This is a genomic window from Tahibacter soli (genome assembly GCF_025717065.2).
Lineage (GTDB): Bacteria > Pseudomonadota > Gammaproteobacteria > Xanthomonadales > Rhodanobacteraceae > Tahibacter > Tahibacter soli.
In genome coordinates this window covers 361,933-379,562 of record NZ_JAOVZO020000020.1, presented here as the reverse complement: position 1 = coordinate 379,562, position 17,630 = coordinate 361,933, and the positions used below count along the sequence as shown (strand labels likewise).

The 17,630-nt window shown below is 70.4% G+C and carries 17 protein-coding genes; 13 read left to right on the top strand and 4 right to left on the bottom strand.

The genetic code is table 11. The annotated features are described in order from the left end of the window. Positions 1-152 precede the first annotated feature (152 nt). The 7 genes from OD750_RS22605 to panE are packed head-to-tail and all read left to right on the top strand — an operon-like array spanning position 153 to position 6,264. Entirely contained in the window at positions 153-1,514 is a 1,362-nt protein-coding gene (locus OD750_RS22605; RefSeq protein WP_263544349.1) for an aminodeoxychorismate synthase component I, read from the top strand. Continuing rightward, on the top strand, positions 1,511-2,323 hold the full coding sequence (gene pabC / locus OD750_RS22600) for an aminodeoxychorismate lyase (RefSeq protein ID WP_263544348.1): 813 nt from the start codon (positions 1,511-1,513) through the stop codon (positions 2,321-2,323). Before OD750_RS22605 ends, pabC begins: the two co-directional genes overlap by 4 nt. Next, a complete protein-coding gene (gene mltG, locus OD750_RS22595) occupies positions 2,323-3,369 on the top strand; it encodes an endolytic transglycosylase MltG (protein ID WP_263544347.1) in 1,047 nt (348 codons plus the stop codon). The genes pabC and mltG overlap by 1 nt, the downstream gene beginning before the upstream one ends. A gap of 13 nt (positions 3,370-3,382) precedes the next feature. Beyond that, positions 3,383-4,027 carry a dTMP kinase gene (gene tmk / locus OD750_RS22590; protein ID WP_263544346.1) on the top strand — a complete coding sequence of 215 codons (645 nt, stop codon included), beginning with the start codon at positions 3,383-3,385 and terminating at the stop codon, positions 4,025-4,027. After that, positions 4,024-4,977 (top strand): DNA polymerase III subunit delta', encoded by a 954-nt coding sequence (gene holB, locus OD750_RS22585; RefSeq protein WP_263544345.1) that lies wholly within the window; start codon positions 4,024-4,026, stop codon positions 4,975-4,977. The genes tmk and holB overlap by 4 nt, the downstream gene beginning before the upstream one ends. 31 nt (positions 4,978-5,008) lie before the next feature. Next, complete coding sequence (locus tag OD750_RS22580; protein WP_263544391.1) at positions 5,009-5,350, top strand: PilZ domain-containing protein; 342 nt, start codon at positions 5,009-5,011, stop codon at positions 5,348-5,350. Beyond that, the gene (gene panE, locus OD750_RS22575) at positions 5,350-6,264 is read left to right on the top strand and encodes a 2-dehydropantoate 2-reductase (RefSeq protein ID WP_263544344.1); all 915 of its coding nucleotides are present in this window, start codon (positions 5,350-5,352) and stop codon (positions 6,262-6,264) included. The genes OD750_RS22580 and panE overlap by 1 nt, the downstream gene beginning before the upstream one ends. Before the next feature lie 13 nt (positions 6,265-6,277). Here panE and OD750_RS22570 read toward each other — a convergent pair whose 3' ends face one another. Further along, entirely contained in the window at positions 6,278-7,483 is a 1,206-nt protein-coding gene (locus OD750_RS22570; RefSeq protein ID WP_263544343.1) for a winged helix-turn-helix domain-containing protein, read from the bottom strand. 103 nt (positions 7,484-7,586) lie between these two features. On the opposite strand from OD750_RS22570, the gene OD750_RS22565 reads away from it, so the two are divergent. Next, the gene (locus tag OD750_RS22565) at positions 7,587-9,050 is read left to right on the top strand and encodes a S41 family peptidase (protein ID WP_263544342.1); all 1,464 of its coding nucleotides are present in this window, start codon (positions 7,587-7,589) and stop codon (positions 9,048-9,050) included. A 188-nt stretch (positions 9,051-9,238) separates the two neighbouring features. Beyond that, entirely contained in the window at positions 9,239-10,573 is a 1,335-nt protein-coding gene (locus tag OD750_RS22560) for an alpha/beta hydrolase (RefSeq protein ID WP_263544341.1), read from the top strand. Between the two features lie 9 nt (positions 10,574-10,582). On the opposite strand, the gene OD750_RS22555 is transcribed toward OD750_RS22560, so the two are convergent. The 3 genes from OD750_RS22555 to OD750_RS22545 all read right to left on the bottom strand — a co-directional run bounded on the left by OD750_RS22555 (position 10,583) and on the right by OD750_RS22545 (position 13,790). After that, a complete protein-coding gene (locus OD750_RS22555) occupies positions 10,583-11,215 on the bottom strand; it encodes an HAD hydrolase-like protein (RefSeq protein ID WP_263544340.1) in 633 nt (210 codons plus the stop codon). Between the two features lie 7 nt (positions 11,216-11,222). Then, positions 11,223-12,071 (bottom strand): hypothetical protein, encoded by an 849-nt coding sequence (locus tag OD750_RS22550; RefSeq protein ID WP_263544339.1) that lies wholly within the window; start codon positions 12,069-12,071, stop codon positions 11,223-11,225. Positions 12,072-12,287: 216 nt separating this feature from the next. Further along, positions 12,288-13,790 carry an aminotransferase class III-fold pyridoxal phosphate-dependent enzyme gene (locus tag OD750_RS22545; RefSeq protein WP_263544338.1) on the bottom strand — a complete coding sequence of 501 codons (1,503 nt, stop codon included), beginning with the start codon at positions 13,788-13,790 and terminating at the stop codon, positions 12,288-12,290. A gap of 228 nt (positions 13,791-14,018) precedes the next feature. Here OD750_RS22545 and OD750_RS22540 point away from each other — a divergent pair, with 228 nt between their 5' ends. The 4 genes from OD750_RS22540 to OD750_RS22525 all read left to right on the top strand — a co-directional run bounded on the left by OD750_RS22540 (position 14,019) and on the right by OD750_RS22525 (position 17,569). Continuing rightward, positions 14,019-14,909, top strand: coding sequence for an ABC transporter ATP-binding protein (locus OD750_RS22540; protein WP_263544337.1), 891 nt, complete (start codon positions 14,019-14,021; stop codon positions 14,907-14,909). Further along, entirely contained in the window at positions 14,909-15,670 is a 762-nt protein-coding gene (locus OD750_RS22535) for an ABC transporter permease (protein WP_263544336.1), read from the top strand. Before OD750_RS22540 ends, OD750_RS22535 begins: the two co-directional genes overlap by 1 nt. Then, positions 15,667-16,818, top strand: a complete 1,152-nt coding sequence (locus OD750_RS22530; protein ID WP_263544335.1) for a sensor histidine kinase — start codon at positions 15,667-15,669, stop codon at positions 16,816-16,818. Before OD750_RS22535 ends, OD750_RS22530 begins: the two co-directional genes overlap by 4 nt. 148 nt (positions 16,819-16,966) lie before the next feature. After that, complete coding sequence (locus OD750_RS22525; protein ID WP_263544334.1) at positions 16,967-17,569, top strand: response regulator transcription factor; 603 nt, start codon at positions 16,967-16,969, stop codon at positions 17,567-17,569. Positions 17,570-17,630 lie beyond the last annotated feature (61 nt).

Here is a 17,630-nt window from a genome sequence, read left to right as displayed (position 1 = left end):
TGTGCATCCTGCACCCGCGGCATTCGTACGTCCATGTACGTCAAGGGGGCGACGCATCGCACTTCCTCGACGTTGACGCAGCACGATGCGCCGCCCCCCTCACCCCGGCCCTCTCCCCCAACGGGGTTGGGGGAGAGGGAGCAACAGGTTCTATGCCCTCGACCCACGTCACCCGCGAACTGCCCGGCAAGCACGACCTTCTCGCGCTCGCCGCGCTCGACCCCGCGCGCTACCCGTGCCTGTTCGAGAGCGTCGCGCACGGCCCGGCGCAGGCGCGCTGGGATATTTTGTGCGCTTTTCCACAAGCGTCGCTCGCGCTCGGGCACGACGGCCGCGTGCGCGATGGCGCGGGCGTCGAACGCGGCGCCGACTTCCTTGCCGCGCTCGATACGCGCTGGAGCGGCGAGCGCGTCGAACCCGAAGCGTCGGAGCTGCCGTTTCGCGGCGGCTGGGCGTTTTTTCTCGCCTACGAACTCGCCGCGCAAGTCGAACCGGTGCTGCGCCTGCCCGACGCGCCCGACACCGCGCTGCCGCGCGCCGTGGCGCTGCGCTGCCCCGTCGCCGTGCTCGTCGATCATGCGCGCGCCGTGACGCTGCTCGTCGCCGAACCCGGCCACGAAGACCTGCTCGACACGGTCGCCGCCGACCTCGCGCGAGCCTGCGCACCGGCGCCGCACGCCGTCGCGCTCGAGCGCATCGACGAGGACGAGCCGCAGCGCTTTCTCGACGGCGTCGCGCGCGTGCTCGAGTACCTCTCCGCGGGCGACGTGTTCCAGGTGAACCTGTCGCGCGAATGGCGCGCGCACCTCGCCGCCGACACCGCGCCCGCGGCGCTGTACGCGAACCTGCGCCGCGCGAATCCGTCGCCGTTTGCCGGACTATTCCAGTGGCGCGACGGCGCGGTGCTGTCGTCGTCGCCCGAACGCCTCGTCGAAGTGCGCGGCGAGCGCGTGCAGACGCGACCGATCGCCGGTACGCGCGCGCGCTTCGCCGGCGACGACGACGCGTCGCTGATGCGCGAACTCGTCGGCCACCCGAAAGAACGCGCAGAGCACGTCATGCTGATCGACCTCGAACGCAACGACCTCGGCCGCATCGCGGTGCCGGGGTCGGTCGAGGTCGACGAACTGATGAGCGTCGAAACCTATGCGCACGTGCACCACATCGTGTCGAACGTACGCGCGCGGCTGCGCGCGGGCGTCACGCCCGGCGCCGTGATCCGCGCGGTGTTTCCGGGCGGCACGATCACCGGCTGCCCGAAGGTGCGCTGCATGCAGATCATCGCCGAGCTTGAACGCTGCGGTCGCGGCGCCTATACCGGTGCGATGGGCTATCTCAATCGCGACGGCGACATGGACTGCAATATTCTGATCCGCACGATCGCGCAGCACGGACGCGACCTGCGCCTGCGCGCCGGCGCCGGCATCGTCGTCGACTCCGACGCGTCGCGCGAACTCGACGAAACGCGCGCGAAGGCCAGGGGCCTGTTGCGCGCGCTCGGGATCGACGCGTGACGACGCGCACGTCCGTCGACGGCCGGCCCGACGGCATGCTGTCGCCGCACGACCGCGGCGTGCTGTACGGCGACGCGCTGTTCGAGACGATGCTGTTCGTCGGCGGCAGCGCGCCGCTGTGGCCGCGCCATCTCACGCGGCTCGCCGACGGCTGCGCGCGCCTGCGCCTGCCGCTGCCGGACCTGGCCGCGCTCGCCGCGGAGTGCGCCGCGCGCAGCGACGGCATCGCGCGTGCGGTGGTACGCGTGACGGTCACGCGCGGCGTCGGCGAGCGCGGCTACGCGCCGCCGCGCGAACCGCGGCCGACCCTGATCGTGACGGCTGCGCCCGCGCCGGTCGTGTCGCCGTCCTGGTACGCCGACGGCGTGCGCCTGTACGAATGCGAGACGCGCTATGCGACGCCGTCGGCGCTCGCGGGCATCAAGCACGCGAACCGGCTCGAACAGGTAATCGCGCGCGCCGAATGGGACGACGCCGACTTCGCCGAAGGCCTGATGTGCGACGCGCACGGCCGTGCGATTTCCGCGACCTCGGCCAATCTTTTTGCGCGCATCGATGGCATGCTCGCGACGCCGTCGGTCGAGCGCTGCGGCGTCGCCGGCGTGGCGCGCGCGCAAGTGCTCTCGGGCGGCGACGTCGTCGTACGCGATATCGGCATCGAAGAATTGCGGAGCGCCGACGAGGTGTTTCTGACGTCGAGCCTGCGCGGCATCGTGCCGGTCGCGGCGATCGGCGCGACGACGTACGCGATCGGGACAACGACGCGTTCGCTGCAGGCGCAGTGGCGCGCACAAGGCTGGATGATCTGATGGGCAAAGCGAAGAAAAAGAACGACAAACCGCGCCGCCGCGGCTGGGGCGCGCTGATCTTCGTACTGCTGCTCGCGGCGTTCGTCGCGGGCCTGTGGTTCTATTCCGAATGGGACCGCTTCACGAACGCGCCGCTCGCGCAGACCGGGGAAGTCACGATCGACGTGCCGCCCGGTTCGTCGTTCAACGCGATCGTGCGCACGGTCAAGCAGGCCGGCCTGTCGCAGGCGCCCGACCTGTACTGGCGCGCGCTGTCCGAGCGCATGCGCGTGACGGGCAAGCTGCACGCCGGCGAATACGCGGTGCCGCCCGGCACGACGCCGCGCACGCTGCTGCAGCGCATGGCCGACGGCGACGTGCTGCAGCATCGCGTTACCATCGTGGAAGGGTGGACATTCAAACAAATGCGCGCGGCGGTCGCGCAGCGCGCCGATCTCGCGCAGACGGTCACCACGCTGTCCGACGACGAACTGATGCAGCGCCTGGGCGCCGGCGGGCAGATGCCGGAAGGCCTCTTCCTGCCCGAGACCTACACGTTCACGCGCGGCGACAGCGACCTCGACATCTACCGGCGCGCGCACGCGGCGATGGCCAAGACGCTCGACGAAGTCTGGGCGACGCGCGCGCCCGACCTGCCGATCGACACGCCGTACGAAGCGCTGACGCTGGCGTCGATCATCGAACGCGAAACCGGCAAGGCGAGCGAGCGGCCGGAGATCGCCGGCGTGTTCGTGCGGCGCCTGAAGATCGGCATGCGTCTGGCCACCGATCCGACCGTGATCTACGGCCTCGGCGCGAGCTTCGACGGCAACCTGCGCCGGCGCGATCTCGAAACCGACACGCCGTACAACACCTACACGCGCGCCGGCCTGCCGCCGACGCCGATCGCGCTGCCGGGCAAGGCCGCGCTCGTCGCCGCGGTGCACCCGAACGAAGGCAAGAGCCTGTACTTCGTCGCGCGCGGCGACGGCTCGCACGAATTCACCGACAATCTCGAAGCGCACAATCGCGCGGTCGCGAAGTTTCAGCTGAGGCGCAATCAATGACGGGATCGGCGCCATGACAGGCAGGTTCATCACGCTCGAAGGCGGCGAAGGCGCGGGCAAGAGCACCGTGCTCGCGACCTTGCGCGAGGCGCTCGAACAGGCCGGCGTCGACGTCGTCGTCACGCGCGAGCCCGGCGCGACGAAGGCCGGCGAAGCGATCCGCCATATCGTGCTGCATCCGGATTTTCACGGCCTGAGCGGCGAAACCGAGCTGCTGCTGATGTTCGCCGCGCGGGCGCAGCTCGTGCACGAGCGCATCCGGCCGGCGCTCGCGGCGGGGCAGTGGGTGCTGTCCGACCGCTACACCGACGCGAGCTACGCGTACCAGGGCGGCGGCCGCGGCCAGCCGGTCGAACGCATCGCCGACCTCGAACGCTGGGCAACCGGCGGCCTGCGGCCCGATCTGACCCTGCTGCTCGACGTGCCGGTCGAGCAGGGCCTCGCGCGCATCGGTACGCGCAGCGACGGCGCCGACCGCATCGAACGCGAGCGCGTCGACTTCTTCGAGCGCGTGCGCGCCGCCTACCGCGCGCGTGCCGAGGGCGATCCCGCGCGCTTTCGCATCGTCGACGCCAGCCGCCCGCTGGCCGACGTGCTCGCCGACGTGCGCCGCATCGCGGCCGAATTCGTCGCCGACCGCACGGAGCGCGCGCGATGACCGACTGGAACAAGTCGCTTTGGCAAAATGTGGTCGAACGCCAGCGCCGCGGCGCGATGCCGCACGCGCTGCTGCTGTCGGGTCCCGCCGGTCTCGGCAAGCGCGCGTTCGCCGCGCGGCTCGCCGCGTTCCTGCTGTGCGAGCAGCGCGGCGACGACGCGTGCGGCCGCTGCCGCGGCTGCCTCCTGGTCAAGGCCGGCAGCCACCCCGACCGCACCGGCGTCGGCATCGAGCTGCGCGACGACGGCAAGCCGCGCACCGAAATCGTCGTCGAACAGATTCGCGTGCTGTCGGGCCGCCTTTCGATGACCGCGCAGTTCGGCGGCTTCCAGGTCGCGACGATCGATCCGGCCGACCTCATGAACACGGCCGCGGCGAACGCGCTGCTCAAGACGCTCGAGGAGCCCGGCGCCGGCACCGTGATGATCCTCGTGAGCGACCAGTCGTCGCGGCTGCCCGCGACGATCCGTTCGCGCTGCCAGCGGCTCGATTTCGCGCTGCCCGACCGTTCTGCCGCGATCGCTTGGCTCAAGAGCGAAGGGCTCAACGACGCCGACACCGCGCTCGACGCCGCGGCCGGCAATCCCGGCGTCGCGCTCGAACTCGCGCGCGGCGACGGCCTGGCGCTGCGCGCCGAAGTCGCCAAGGATCTCGCCGCGCTGTGGGCCGGTCGCGGCAGCTGCGCCGAGGTCGCCAATCGCTGGGCGAAGACCGAGGGCGAACGGCGCCTGTGGTTCGCCGCGCAGCTCGCGTCGGCCGAAGGCGCGGCGAGCGCCGTCGCCGCGCGCGGGCCGCTCGCCTTGACCGCACCGGTCGATTTCAACAAGCTTGCTCCGTGGTTCCGCGAGGCCGGGCGCGTGCGCGAGTTGCTGCGCACGCCGGTCCGCTCGGAACTCCTGATACTCGAACTGTTGCTCAGCTGGCGCGAGCTGGCGCCTCGGAGGTCGTAACGCCATGGTCACTCCCGCAACGGGCGGCGGCATGCCGCGGCAGGGCATCCTCTCGCTCGCGATCAAGGATCGCGGCGCGCTGTACAACGCGTACATGCCGTTCGTACGCGGCGGCGGATTGTTCGTGCCGACCGCCAAGCGCTACACGCTCGGCGACGAGGTGTTCATCCTCCTGACGCTGATGGACGAGAAAGACCGCCTGCCGGTCGCCGGAAAAGTCGTCTGGATCACGCCCGCGGGCGCGCAGGGCAATCGCACGGCCGGCATCGGCGTGCAGTTCAACGAATCGGCCGACGGCGAAACGGCGCGCACGAAGATCGAATCGATTCTCGCCGGCATTCTCGGTTCCGACCGCCCGACGCACACGATGTAATGAAAATCCTCGTACTCGGCGCCGGCGCGACCGGCGCCTACTTCGGCGCCCGCCTGATCGAGTCGGGCAGCGACGTGACGTTTCTGGTGCGGCCCGCGCGCGCCGAACGCCTGCGCGCCGAAGGCCTGCGCGTGGTCAGCGAACACGGCGACTTCGCCGCCCCCGTGTCGACGCTCGTGACGATTCCGCCCGGCGCGTCGTTCGACGTCGTGCTGCTCGCGTGCAAGGCGTACGACCTCGACAGCGCGATCGCCGCGATCGCGCCGGCGATCGGCGCGCGCACGCGCGTCGTGCCGCTGCTCAACGGCATGCGTCATCTCGACGCGCTCGATCTCGCGTTCGGCGCCGAGCGCGTCTGGGGCGGCCTGTGTCACATTCCGGTCACGCTGCAGGACGACGGCGTCGTGCGGCATCTGGGCAAGGTGCATCGCCTGACGTTCGGTGCGCGCCGTGAAGATCCGCGCACCGCCGAGATCGCGCCGGCGCTGCTCGCGATGCCGGTATCGGTGACGCACAGCGAACGCATCGTCGCCGCGATGTGGGAAAAATGGGCATTTCTTTCAACGCTCGCCGCGATGACCTGCGTCATGCGCGGCAGCATCGGGCAGATCGTCGCGACGCCCGACGGCACTGCGCTGATGCGCCGCTGCTACGCCGAAGCACGCAGCGTGGCGCAGGCGTGCGGGCACCCGGTGGGCGACGCGTCGGCCGCCGATTCCGATACGAGCCTCACGGCGGCCAACTCGCCGCTGACGGCGTCGATGCTGCGCGATCTCGAGCGCGGCGCGCGCACCGAGTGCGAGCACATCCTGGGCGATCTCGTCGCGCGCGGCGCGCGCGCCGGGCTCGACCTGCCGCTGCTCGCGACTGCCTGCGCGCATCTGCGCGTGTACGAAGGCGCGCGAACGCTTTAGCCGGGATCGTTCTCTAGACGCAATCCTCGCGCGGCCCCACGCGGCGGCGCAGATCCTCGCAGACGCGCGTCGCCGCCTCGGCACGGCCGGTCGCGCGCAACAGGCCCGCGAGTTTCGCGGTTGCGTCTGGGTTGAGCGGCGCGTCGTCGAGCGCGCGGCGATACCACGATTCCGCGTTGCGCGTATCGCCGCCGTCGCGATAGCGGTCGCCGATCGCGACGCCGAGCGGCGCGAGCCACGGCTGCACGCGCGCGGCCTGCGCCGGATACGCGCGCACCATCGCCGCGTACGCCGCTTCGAAGTACGGCACGGCCTGCGCCGCGTCGCCGGCGATTTCCAGCACGTCGCCGACGTTGATCATGACGCCCCACGACTCGGGATCGCGCGCGAGCGCGTGCCGGTAGGCCGCGAGCGCGGCCGGAAAATCGCGCCGCGCGCTGGCGACGAAGCCGAGCGCCTTGAGCGCCGCCGCGTCGTTCGGCGCGAGCCGCAGAGCGCGCTCGGCGAGCATGGCCGCGCGTTCGAGCTGCGCCTGCGCGAACGGCGAGGCCAGCGCATCGGCGCGCAGCGCGTCGCGCAGCTGCGTGAACTCGACCGAGCCGGGCGGGCCGGGCCAGCGGATCGCGCGCTGCACGAGCGCGTTGGCGAGGCCCGCGTACGCCGGCGCGTATTCGGAATCGCGGCCGATGATGCGTTCGTACAGCTCGATCGCGGCTTCGTTGTCGGTGCGCGTGTACTGCCCGTAGAAATCGTCGGCGCGTGCGACGGTCGCCTTCGCGTCGGCGTGCGGCGCGTAGCCGCCGAGCGCGAGCGGCACGAGCGCGACCGCCGCGACGCCGAGCGCGGCGGCGATGCCCGCCCATACGCCCGCTCGGCGCTTCGGCGCGCGCGCGACGGCCGCGCCGACCGGCGCGATCAGCCGATAGCCGCGCTTGGGAATCGTTTCGACGTAGCGCGGCGATTTCGCATCGTCGCCGAGCGCGCGGCGCAGGCGCGACACGGCGCGGGCGAGGGCGTCGTCGTCGACGACCACGCCGGGCCACACGTCGGCGAGGATCGCTTCGCGCGACACCACGGTGCCGGGTTCGCGCGCGAGCCGCAGCAGGAGGTCCATCAGGCGCGGCTCGATGCGTTCGACGCGGCCGTCGTCGCGGACGAGTTCGCCGGTCGAGCGGCGGGCGCTCCAGGCGCCGATTTTCAGGTCGTCATGCATCGCCATGCCCGTCTGGAGGAAAAAGGAGGATTCCGTCCTTGCCTGTCGTCGCCGTTGAGAGGCCAACTGGCGCCGAACCGTCGGCTCCGACTTTTTCTCAGGGATCATCATGAAAGCCCGAATCCTCGCCGCGCTGTGCGGCACGCTGCTGTCGTTCGCCGCGACCGCCGATACGCCGAAGTCTACGCCGCAAACCTGGCCGGCCGAAGCGATCCGCGCCGATTTCGACGCGCTGTACGACGGCCTCAAGGCGTCGCACTACGACCTGTACGCGCGGCGCGAAAAAGCCGACTACGACGCGCTGTTCGCGAAGATGCGCCGCGGCTTCGACAAACCGCTCGCGCGCGGCGAGATCGAATCGCGGTTCCAGACGTTCGTCGCCTACGGCCGAGTCGCGCATGCGCGCATCGACGCGACCGACGACGCCTACGGCGCGTTTCGCGAAGCCGGCGGCAAGGCGTTTCCGATCGGTATCCGCGTTGTCGGCGGCGTCGTGCGCGTGGCGCAGAACGGCAGCGGCGAGGCGATCGCGATCGGCGACGAGATCGTATCGCTCGACGGCAAGCCGATGCGCGAGTGGATCGCGCGGCTCGGCGCGCACGTCTCGGCCGACAACGACTACATGCTCGGCACCCTGCTCGAAGGGCAGTTCGGGGCGGCGCTGTGGCGCGAGCGCGGCGAGACGGCGCGCTACACGCTCACGATCCGCAAGGCCGACGGCGCGACGCGCACCGTGCGCGTGCCGGCACGGTCGCGCGCGCAGTTCCTCGCGGCGGTCGGGAAGGCGCCGAAGCAACTGGATCTGTCGTGGACCGCGCGCGAGTCGCGCATGCTCGACGGCGGCGTCGCCTATCTGCGCCCCGGGCCGTTCTACAACGCGGTCGAAGGTGCGACGGACATGTGGGACGCCACCGCATTCACGGCCTTCATCGACAGCGCGTTCGAACGGTTCGTCGCGGCCGATGCGAAGAGTCTCGTGATCGACCTGCGCGACAACCCCGGTGGCGACAACTCGTTCAGCGACCGCATGATCGCGTGGTTCGCCGACCGGCCGTGGCGGTTCTGCGGGTCGTTCCGCGTCAAGGTGAGCCAGGGCGCGATCGACACGAACGCGAAACGCGTGCCGCTCGAGAAAGACCCGAACGGCATGTCGCACCGCTACGCCGCGGAATACGGCAGGCGCAAGCTCGGCGACGTGTTCGAATTCGACCTGCCGCAGGCGCACCCGCGCGAGGGCAGGCGGTTTTCGGGAAAGGTATACCTGTTGATCAATCGCCATTCGTACTCGAACACGGCGAACGTGGCGGCGCTCGCGCAGGATTTGAAATTCGCGACGATCCTCGGCGAAGAAACCTCCGATCTCGCCACGACGTACGGCGCGATGGAGCAGTTCGCGCTGCCGCGCACGGGCATCGCCGTCGGCTTTCCGAAGGCGTACATCGTGCGTATCAGCGGCGACGCGACGCCGCGCGGCGTCGTGCCGGACATCGCGATCGCGACGCCGTTGCCGGAGCCGGCAGACGACGTCGTGTTGAAGAAGGCGGTCGCGATCGCGTCAGGCAAGGCTCCGTGACGGCTGCGGCGCGCGAAGGAGTGGCCCGCGCCTGCGTCGGCGACTTTCGCGGATTTCCAGCGTGCATCATTGTACGACAACGCCGCGGCACTGCCGGTGAACCACGTTTTGCCGGTTGCGGTTTTCGGCGCGTCGCGGCTGCTACTGTGCGCGCCGGCCGATCGGGGCCGGTTGAGCGGAGCGAAGCGATGAGCGAGACGACGGATGCCGATATCGCCGGCACGTGGCACGGCAAGGTCGAGATCGGCGATACGGCGGTGCCGATCGTGCTGCGCGTTTCGCACGGCGACGCGGGCCTCGCGGTGCTCGCCGATCTGCTGCAGCTCGGCCGCAGCGGCATCGTCTACGACGGCGCGGCCTACGCGAACGGCACGTTGACGTTCGTCAGCAATTCGCTGGGCGAATACGCCGGCCGCTTCGACGGCGATCGCATCGCCGGCGCGTTCGCGAAGAACGGCAACCGCTATGCGATGACGCTCGCGCGCGGCGAACCCGCGTTCGCCGCGCCGAATCGTCCGCAGTTGCCGAAGCCGCCGTTCGACTACGCGATAGAAGACGCGATCGTCGACGCCGACGGCTGCCGCCTCGCCGGTACGCTCACGATGCCGCGCACGCGACCGCGCGCGGTCGCGCTGCTCGTGACGGGTTCCGGCGCGATGGATCGCGACGAAACGGTGTTCGGCCACAAGCCGTTCTTCGTGCTCGCCGACTATCTGACCCGACGCGGCTACGCGGTGCTGCGCCTCGACGATCGCGGCGTCGGCGCGTCGACCGGCGACCGTTCGACGCTCACTATCGCCGACGAGGCCGACGACATGTCGGCCGCGCTCGACTGGCTCAAGCACCGCGACGATCTGCGCGGCCTGCCGATCGGCCTGATCGGCCACAGCGCCGGCAGCGGCATCGCGCGCATCGTCGCCGCGCGCCGCGCCGATGTCGCGTTCGTCGTGTCGCTCGCGGGCCCCGGCATCGCGTTCGATGCGGCGCTCGCCGACCGCGAATGCCGCCTGATCGCGCAGCGCGGCTGGGCCGACGCGGCCGGCATCGAGCGCCACCGCGCATTCACGCTCGCGATCTACGCCGACCTCGCGGCACGCGCCGACGGTGCGCCGCTCGATGCGGCACAGGTCGACGCGATCGCCGGACGCTTCGACGCGGCGAAAACGGCCGCATCGTTCTTCGTGCCGGCGTGGATCGACCGCTGCAACACGCCGTGGCTGCGCTCGCTGCTGCGCTTCGATCCGGTCGCCACGACGGCACGCGTGGCGGCGCCGGTGCTGGCGGCGAACGGCGAGCGCGACACGCAGGTGCCGGCGGCGCCGAATCTCGCGGCGATCGCGCAGGCGCTCGCGGCCGGCGGCAATGCCGACGTCGAGATCGCGTCGCTGCCGGACCTCAATCACCTTTTCCAGACGTGTACGACCGGCGAAGCGTACGAGTACCCGCAGATCGAGGAGACGTTCGCGCCGCGCGCGCTCGATGTGATCGGCGACTGGCTCGACCGGCGGTTCGGCTTCGCGTGAGCGTCGCGGTTACGGCGCGACCGCGCGGTCGAAGATCCGCGCTGGCGTGTCGAGCGGCGCGGCGTGTCCCGCGGCTTCGAACGCCGACGGCAGCGTGTAGCCCCAGCCGACCGGAACGAAATCGGCGCCGACTGCGCGTGCCGCGTCGGCGTCGCGCAGTTCGTCGCCGACGCACAGCGTGCGCGCTGGCGCGACGCCGGTCGCGCGCATCGCCGCGCGCGTGTGCCGCTTCTTGCCGAACATCGCCGCGCCGCAACCGAAATGGTCGATGCACGCGGCGGCGTCGCCGAGAATGCGCAGGACGTTCGCTTCGCTGTTGGTCGTCACCACGGCGAGCCGCACGCCGGCGTCGCGCAGACGCGAGAGCATCGCGGGCACGCCGTCGAACAGCGCGATCGTGGCGGCCTCGGCGCTCATGCGCCGCCGCGCGTAGCGCGCGATGCCCGGCAGCTGCCACCAGCGCACGCCCATCTTCGCGATCAGCGCGCGCGCCGGCATCGACCGGTGCGCGTCGAACTGCGCGGGATCGAGCGGCCGCAGACCGAACGTCGCTTCGACATCGGGCAGGATGCGCCGGAACCAGCCGAGGGAATCGGCCAGCGTTCCGTCGAAATCGAAGACGACGAGATCGTAGCGCCTCATCGCGATCTCATTCTCCGCCCAGCTCGATTTCCTCGATGCCGAGATAGCGGTTGATCGCGTGCACCGCGTCGGCCAGCAGCGCCTGCGCGGGCGCCGCGTACAGCGCGCCGCGGTCGAGCTGTTCCATCCAGCCGAACAGCGACAGGCGCAGCTGCTCGTCGGTGCGCACGCGCTGGTGCACGTCGTCGAGGATGCGCGCGTACTCGTTCGGCGTGGGGCTCGCGCCGATCGTCGCGAACAGCGCGCCGAGCGCGGCCATGAATTCGCCGGCGCTCGCGTCGAGCCCGAAGTCTTCCGGGCGGAATTCCTGGTAGGCGCGGCTCGCGTCGGCATGCACGCGGAAGCTGACTTTCGCGAGCGAGTGGTACAGCGCGTCCTCGGAGATCAGCACGAGCAGCAGGTGGTTCGGATTCGCAACGACCGTACCCTGCGCGGACGTCCATTCGCCGGTCTGCACGAAGTGGTACAGGCGGATGTGGTCGGCGAAGCCGGCGGCCTGCAACTGGTCGAGGATGAGAATCGTGCGTGCGCCCTCGGAGTAGGCGCAGGCTTCGGTCATCGCGCGTTCGAACACCGGCAGCGGCGCTTCGAGCGCCTGGTCGGGCGGCGCGTCGGGCGCGACCATGACCGGCGCCTGCGGCGGTTCGGGCGAGGTGAAGTCGTGGTAGAGGATGTGCGGATAGTCGAGCGCGTGCGCCAGCGCGTTGGCGAGCGCGGTCTTGCGCCGGCCGGCCGTGCCCGCGACGTTGAGGCAGCGCAGATGATCGAGCGGCGCTTCGAACAGGCAGCGCAGCGGATAGTCGTAGTCGTCGTTCGATTCGAAGCCGAAGTCGGCGAGTTTTTTGCGGAGGGTCATGCGGTGCCCTGTCCCGGGAGTATGTCGAACAAAATTCCGGATGGATTTCGTCGCGAGACAAGGCGCGGCGAGGAGTCGTACTGGTAGTACGGCGACGAGCCGCAACGCAGTATCGCGGCGAAAGACGCCGGAATTGTTCGATGATACTTCCGGGACAGGGTACCCACGTAGCGCAAAGACGGCCGGCGTTGCGCCGGCCGTCCGGATGCATCGCGATTACGCCGCGGCTTTCGCGTCGTCGCTCTTGCGCGGACCGTCGACGAGCGCCTGGCGCACGCCGGCGATCACGAGGTCGACTTCCGCGCTCGTGATGTTGAAGTGCGGGGTGAAGCGCAGCGAGTTGGCGCCGCCGTGGATCACGCCGTAGCCGTGCTCGCGCATGTATTCCTCGGTGCTGTTCGCGCCGTAGCACTTGAACGCGTTCGACAGCTCGCACGAGAACAGCAGGCCCGTGCCCTGCACCTTGGTGATGTAGCCCGGCAGCTCGGCCTTGAGCGCTTCGAGCTTGGCGAGGAACTCCTTGCCGCGCACCGCGATGTTCTCGCGCACGGCCGGCGTGAGCAGGTTCAGCACCGCGCAGGCGACGTCCATCGCGCGCGGGTTCGTCGTCATCGTGTTGCCGTAGATGCCGCGCTTGTACAGCGCCGAGGCGCGCTCGCTCACCGCGAGCACCGACAGCGGATACTGGCCGGCGTTGAGCGCCTTCGAATAGGTTTCCATGTCCGGCGGCGCGAGCTTCTCGAAGCCCGGATAGTCGACGATCGACAGTACGCCGTGCGCGCGCAGGCCGGCCTGGATCGAGTCGACGAGGAACAGCGAGCCGTGGGCCTGCGTCAGCTCGCGCGCGGCGGCGTAGAACTCCGGCGTCACCGCGCGGCCCGGATCGCCTTCGCCCATGACGGGTTCGAGGAACATCGCCTCGATGAACCAGCCGTGGCGGTCGGCGTCGGCGAACGCCTGGCGCAACTGTTCCACATTGTACGGCTCGACCGTGATCAGGCTCGTTTCGTCGCGGAAGCTCGCGAGGTGCTGCGTGTAGGTCTTGCGCGAAGAATCGGAATAGACGGCCGGACGCTCGGTGCGGCCGTGGAACGCGCCCTTGACCGCGAGGCGCTTGATCGTGCGGCCCGCGTAGCGGCCGCCGGCGTCGGTCATGAGCTTGGCGTTGACGTCGGCGATGCGGCAGGCGAGCGACACCGATTCCGAACCGGAGTTGAGGCACAGGAAATGCGTGTACGGGCAACCGCCGCGGCCGGCGCCGATCGCCGCGCGCAGCGCCGTGGAAAACTTCAGCTGCGCGACGTTCGGCGTCATCACGTTCGCCATCACCTGCGGACGGCTCATCGCTTCGATCACGGCCGGCGGCGCGTGGCCGAAGCCGAGCATGCCGTAGCCGCCCGAATCGTGCAGCACGGCGCCCTTGAGCGTGACGACCCACGGGCCGCTCGCGGCGAGCGCGACGTACGGGTTCACGGCGTCTTCGGCGTAGAAGTTCACGTAGTCGGCCTGCACGCGGCGCATCTGCTCGGCTTCGTCGAGCGCGAGGAGATCCGGAAACGCGGCGCGGATTTCGGCGAAGCGTTCGTGCGCGAGGTCGATCGCGGCGACGAGTTCGGGAGAGGTCGCGGCATGGCGCGCGATCGTGGCATCGTCGAGGCCGACGGTGCGGGCGGCGCCGCCGGCGTTGCGCAGAAGCGCGAGTTTGTCGATCAGCTGCATGGCGTCTCCGCGAAGCTTGGGCGGCGCGCGGTTGCGCGCACCGGAGGAAAGGTGTGGTGCGCCATTTTAGCCCGTCGATTGGTCGCGCCCTGGGGCCGCTCGCGGTTCGGGCGATGGGGCCAATCGCGTCTGTCGGTGACGAATGTCAGATGCCAGTGCTGACGGCGGCGACTGTGGCCGCCGCGACGGCGCGCCTAACGTAGCGTCACGTTCAAACGGGAGGGGCCGATGTCCACCGATACTGTTGCGCAACTGGCCGGCGTGAGCAAGCGCCTGGGCGCCGTGCAGGCCCTCGACGGGGTCGATCTGTCGATCCGCCGCGGCGAGGTCTACGCGCTGCTCGGCCCGAACGGCGCGGGCAAGACCACCGCGATCTCCACGATGCTGGGCCTCGTCGCGCCGGACGCGGGGCTGGCGCGGCTGTTCGGCGCCGATCCGGCCGATCTTGCGGCGCGCCGCCGCATCGGCGTGATGCTGCAGACCGCGAAGCTGCCCGACACGCTGACCGTCGGCGAACTGCTCGCGCTCGTGCGCAGCTACTACCCGGAACCGCGCAGCGTCGCCGATGTCGCCGCCCTCGCGGGGCTCTCGGACCTGCTCGATCGCCGCTACGGCAAGCTCTCGGGCGGGCAGCAGCGGCGCGCGCAGTTCGCGCTCGCGCTGTGCGGCCGGCCCGAGCTCTTGTTTCTCGACGAGCCGACCGTCGGCATGGACACGCAATCGCGCGAGCATTTCTGGAAAGCGGTACGCGACCTCGTCGCGCACGGTTGCGCGGTAGTGCTGACGACGCACTATCTCGAAGAGGCCGAAGCGCTCGCCGACCGCATCGGCGTGCTCGCGCGCGGCCGGCTCGTCGCCGAAGGCGGCATCGAGGCGATCCGCGCGCGCGTCGGCCAGCGCCAGATTCGCTGCATCACGCGGCTGACCGAAGCCTGCGTGCAGGCGTGGCCCGACGTGCGCGCAGTCGAGCGCCAGGGCGAGTGGCTGCACATCTTCACGGCGAAGCCCGAGCCGGTGCTGCGCGAATTGTTGTGGGCCGACACCGACGTGCGCGAACTCGAAGTGCGCCGTGCGGGGCTGGCCGAAGCCTTGAACGAAATCACCCGGGAGGCTGCGTGATGACGACCGCGACGTTCGACGCGATCGCGCGCCGCAGCCTCGCTTTCGAGGCGCGCGCCGAATTCCTGCGCATGCTGCGTTCGCCAAGCTTCGTGCTGCCGACGCTGCTGTTTCCGCCGATGTTCTATCTGCTGTTCGGCGTCATCATGAACATCGGCCGCGGCAGCTTCCAGGCGCCGCACTACCTCATGGCCACGTACTGCGTCTTCGGCGTGATCTCGCCGGGCCTGTTCGGCTTCGGCGTCACCGTCGCGATGGAGCGCGAGCAGGGGCTGCTCATGCTCAAGCGCGCGCTGCCGATGCCGTCGCACAACTATCTCGCGGCGAAGCTCGCGATGGCGCTCGTCTTCGCCGCGACGATCGTCACGACTCTCGCCGTGCTCGGCTACTTCGCCGGCGGCGTGCGTCTGGAAGCGGGGCAGTGGATACAACTCGCCCTGGTCGCGATTCTCGGCGTCGCGCCGTTCTGCGCGCTCGGCCTCCTCGTCGGCACGCTCACGAGCGGACAGGGATCGACCGCGGTCGCCAATCTCATCTACCTGCCGATGGCGCTCCTGTCCGGTCTGTGGCTGCCGCTGTTCCTGCTGCCCAAGGTGATCCAGGCGATCGCCCCGGTGTGGCCCGCCTGGCATCTGGGCCAGCTCGCGCTCGCGGCGATCGGGCAACCCTCGGCCGGAAGCGCGCTCGGACACGTCGCCTATCTCGCGGCGTTCACGGCGGTCGTGTTCGCGATCGCGTCGCGGCGGCTCGCGCGCGGATGACGCCGGGCACGCATCCGCGGCTCTTCGCCTGGCGCGCGCGGCTCGTGCCGGACGATCTCGGCCTCGGCTGGATGCCGTTCTGGACGCTCGGCTACCTGTGTTTTCTCGCGATGCCGCTGTTCGTGCCGGGGCTCGGACGCCCCGGCTGGTTGTGGCCGACACTGCTCGCGGCCGTCGTCTTCCTGCCCGTGTATTTTCGCAGCTACCGGGCCAGCGGCCGCGAGCTCGTGCTGCTGCTCGTCGCGATGTGGACGCTCGCGGTGCTGCTCGCGCCCTACAACCTGCTCGCGAACACGTTCGTCGTCTACGCGTGCGGTACCGCGCCGTGGCTCGGATCGCTGCGCCGCGGCGCGATCGTCGCCGCCGTGCTCGTGCTCGGCTACGGGCTGTACGCGCTCGATCGCGGCGGCGGCGCGATCGCCGCGGCGATCACGCTGTTCGTCGGCGCGGCGAGCTTCGCCAGCAACTGGCTGGTGCGCGAAAACCTGCGCAAGCAGACCGCGCTGCGCCTGTCGCACGACGAAGTGCGCCGTCTCGCCGCGACCGCCGAGCGCGAACGCATCGGGCGCGACCTGCACGATCTTCTCGGCCACACGCTGTCGCTGATCGCGATCAAGACGGAACTGGCCACACGCGTGTGGGATCGCGACGGCGGCGCCGCGCGGCGCGAAGTGGAAGAAGTCGAACGCATCGCGCGCGACGCGCTCGCGCAGGTGCGCCGCGCGGTGTCGGGCATCCGCGCGGCCGGCGTCGCGGCCGAACTCGCGTCGGCGCGGCTGCTGCTCGAATCGTCGGCGATCGTATTTCGCTACGACGCGGACCTTGCCGGGCTGCCGCCGAACATCGAGACGACGATCGCGCTCGCCGTACGCGAGGCGGTGACGAACATCCAGCGGCATGCGCGCGCGAGCCGCGCGAGCGTGTCGGTGCGGCGCGAAGCCGGCGAGCTCGTCGTCGTCGTGGCCGACGACGGCCGCGGCGGCGACATCGTGCCGGGCAACGGTCTTGCCGGCATGCGCGAACGCCTCGTCGGCATCGGCGCGATGCTCGCGATCGACTCGGTGCGCGGGCGCGGCACGACGCTGACGATCCGCGTGCCGCTGCCCGGCGACGGAGCGCCCGGCACTGCGACGGAGGTAGCAAAGTGAACGTATGCACAAATGGGCGGCGCGGCCGTGCGCTGCGCCTGTCTCCGGGACAGCGCGTCGCGACACGCTTTCGCTCAAGCCTCGCCTTGAGCAACGGCGCCGCGCCCGATACCCTGCGCGCACCGATCCATGGCGTAACGGGATAGCGATGATTCGAGTGCTGCTGGCGGAAGATCAGGCGATGGTGCGCGGGGCGCTCTCCGCGCTGCTCAAACTCGAGTCGGATATCGATGTCATCGCCACCGCCGCGGACGGCGCCGAAGCCTGGCGCCTCGTGCAGAGCAACGTTCCCGACGTCGTCGTCACCGACATCGAAATGCCGGGCCTGACCGGACTGGAACTCGCGCAGCGCATTCGCGAGCACGAGATCGCGTGCAAGGTCGTCATCGTCACGACGTTCGCGCGCCCCGGCTATCTGCGCCGCGCGCTCGAAGCCGGCGTGGTCGGCTATCTGCTCAAGGACGCGCCGGCCGAACAACTCGCCGAAGCGCTGCGCAAGGTGCATCGCGGCGGCCGCGTGATCGATCCGCAGCTCGCCGTCGATGCGTGGAGCGAAGCCGATCCGCTGAACGACCGAGAACGCCAGGTGCTGCGTCTCGCGGGCGAGGGGCAGTCCGCCGGCGAGATCGCGCAGGCACTGCATCTGTCGCAGGGGACGGTGCGCAACTATCTGTCCGAGGCGATCGGCAAGCTCGGCGTCGGCAATCGCATCGAGGCGTATCGCCTCGCGCGCCAGAAGGGCTGGCTGTAGCCGCGCCGATTTCACGCCTCTCGCTGCGCGCGTTCGCCGCACTGACGATCGCGTTCGCGCT

What these genes read in the sequence shown, in the direction of transcription:
- OD750_RS22605 (WP_263544349.1), top strand. Translation starts at nt 153, where the DNA reads ATGCCCTCGACCCACGTCACCCGCGAACTGCCCGGCAAGCACGACCTT.
- mltG (WP_263544347.1), top strand. Translation starts at nt 2,323, where the DNA reads ATGGGCAAAGCGAAGAAAAAGAACGACAAACCGCGCCGCCGCGGCTGG.
- tmk (WP_263544346.1), top strand. Translation starts at nt 3,383, where the DNA reads ATGACAGGCAGGTTCATCACGCTCGAAGGCGGCGAAGGCGCGGGCAAG.
- holB (WP_263544345.1), top strand. Translation starts at nt 4,024, where the DNA reads ATGACCGACTGGAACAAGTCGCTTTGGCAAAATGTGGTCGAACGCCAG.
- OD750_RS22580 (WP_263544391.1), top strand. Translation starts at nt 5,009, where the DNA reads ATGCCGCGGCAGGGCATCCTCTCGCTCGCGATCAAGGATCGCGGCGCG.
- panE (WP_263544344.1), top strand. Translation starts at nt 5,350, where the DNA reads ATGAAAATCCTCGTACTCGGCGCCGGCGCGACCGGCGCCTACTTCGGC.
- OD750_RS22570 (WP_263544343.1), bottom strand. Translation starts at nt 7,483, where the DNA reads ATGGCGATGCATGACGACCTGAAAATCGGCGCCTGGAGCGCCCGCCGC.
- OD750_RS22565 (WP_263544342.1), top strand. Translation starts at nt 7,587, where the DNA reads ATGAAAGCCCGAATCCTCGCCGCGCTGTGCGGCACGCTGCTGTCGTTC.
- OD750_RS22560 (WP_263544341.1), top strand. Translation starts at nt 9,239, where the DNA reads ATGAGCGAGACGACGGATGCCGATATCGCCGGCACGTGGCACGGCAAG.
- OD750_RS22555 (WP_263544340.1), bottom strand. Translation starts at nt 11,215, where the DNA reads ATGAGGCGCTACGATCTCGTCGTCTTCGATTTCGACGGAACGCTGGCC.
- OD750_RS22550 (WP_263544339.1), bottom strand. Translation starts at nt 12,071, where the DNA reads ATGACCCTCCGCAAAAAACTCGCCGACTTCGGCTTCGAATCGAACGAC.
- OD750_RS22545 (WP_263544338.1), bottom strand. Translation starts at nt 13,790, where the DNA reads ATGCAGCTGATCGACAAACTCGCGCTTCTGCGCAACGCCGGCGGCGCC.
- OD750_RS22540 (WP_263544337.1), top strand. Translation starts at nt 14,019, where the DNA reads ATGTCCACCGATACTGTTGCGCAACTGGCCGGCGTGAGCAAGCGCCTG.
- OD750_RS22535 (WP_263544336.1), top strand. Translation starts at nt 14,909, where the DNA reads ATGACGACCGCGACGTTCGACGCGATCGCGCGCCGCAGCCTCGCTTTC.
- OD750_RS22530 (WP_263544335.1), top strand. Translation starts at nt 15,667, where the DNA reads ATGACGCCGGGCACGCATCCGCGGCTCTTCGCCTGGCGCGCGCGGCTC.
- OD750_RS22525 (WP_263544334.1), top strand. Translation starts at nt 16,967, where the DNA reads ATGATTCGAGTGCTGCTGGCGGAAGATCAGGCGATGGTGCGCGGGGCG.